The organism is Polaromonas sp. P3_C2 (assembly GCF_056402675.1).
The window spans coordinates 1-1,344 of record NZ_JBFUGX010000917.1 but is presented as its reverse complement, the minus strand read 5'-3'; the positions used below and the strand labels follow the sequence as shown (position 1 = coordinate 1,344).

The window sequence follows — 1,344 nt, the reverse complement described above, 5'->3', positions numbered from 1 at the left end:
CCATAAGCCCGGTTTCCCAGAAAAATCTGGTTCATATAGATCTCAAGGATCTGGTCCTTGGTCAGCAGGTGCTCCAGCTTGAAGGTCAGCAGGATTTCATAGATCTTGCGGGTATAGCTTTTCTCGGCTGACAGATAGACATTGCGGGCCACCTGCATGGTGATGGTGGAGGCGCCCTGGCTCTTGGCCCGGCCCACATTGGCAAAGCCGGCCCGGATCACGCCCAGGTAATCCACGCCGCCATGTGAGAAAAAGCGGGCGTCTTCAATGGCCAGCACCGCGTCCTTCATGACCTGCGGGATGTCCTTGATCGGGGTGAGGCTGCGGCGTTCTTCCCCGAACTCTCCAATAACCACCCCATCGGCGGAGTAAACCCGCAATGGCAACTTTGGCCGGTAGTCGGACAAGTCAGAGATATCCGGCAGGTTGGGGTAGGCAACCGACAGCGCCACAGCCACAAACAGCAAGACGGCGGCAACACCAGCCAGCAACAGGCCACCACTCCACAAAAAGAACATGACCAGCCAGCGGGGGACAAGGGACTTTGCGCGACCTTGCTTGACCGGGGCAGAGTTTGAATCAGAAGACGTGGGTGTGGAGGGCATGTAGGCAATCGTAAAGTCGCGTCACCATTATAAAAATCCCGGGAAGCGAGTTGTGCGGGGTGTCAGGGCAAGTGCCATACTTTTACGTTTGCAGACATCGTTTTGGGGAACCTTGCAAACTCCTGGTCCGATACGACCGTCTGCTTTTGACAACGTTCCAGACGTCCAAAACAGGAAAAATCCTTACTGCACAAAGAGCTTACTGCTACTATTCAAGTGATTTCTTAAGTATGCAGGGCTACATATTAGCCGTCATTTGGGGACCGCCTTGATCTCTCTGGGATCGTTATTCAACCGCCAACAACCCGCTTTGCTGGGTTTAGATATCAGCTCATCCAGTGTCAAGCTGGTGGAGTTGAGCCGTGACAAGGCCGGTAATCTGGTGTTGGATCGCTGTGCGATCGAACCGCTGGAACGAGGCTGGATTACCGATGGTAACGTCGAAAAGTTTGACGAAGTGGCCGATGCCGTGCGCCGGCTCGTCAAAAAAAGCGGAACCCGCACCAAGAATGTGGCGATGGCCCTGCCGGCTTCGGCGGTCATTACCAAAAAAATCATTCTCCCGGGCGGCCTCAGCGACGTAGAGCTGGAAATTCAGGTCGAATCCGAAGCCAATCAATACATTCCGTTCTCACTGGATGAAGTCAGCCTCGATTTCTGCGTGGTAGGCCCGAGCGCTACCTCCAGTGGCGACGTTGAAGTGCTGATTGCTGCTTCGCGCAAGGAAAAAGTGCAGGAC

Annotated in this window: 2 protein-coding genes; one reads left to right on the top strand and one right to left on the bottom strand. The window is 54.6% G+C overall.

All coding sequences use genetic code 11. From position 1 onward, the window contains the following. Positions 1-605, bottom strand: a 605-nt coding sequence (locus tag AC1DWI_RS23350; RefSeq protein WP_477725941.1) for a transglycosylase domain-containing protein, incomplete at its 3' end; no start/stop codon positions are given. A gap of 268 nt (positions 606-873) precedes the next feature. Here AC1DWI_RS23350 and pilM point away from each other — a divergent pair. Then, on the top strand, positions 874-1,344 hold a 471-nt coding region (gene pilM / locus AC1DWI_RS23345; RefSeq protein WP_477725940.1), incomplete at its 3' end, for a pilus assembly protein PilM.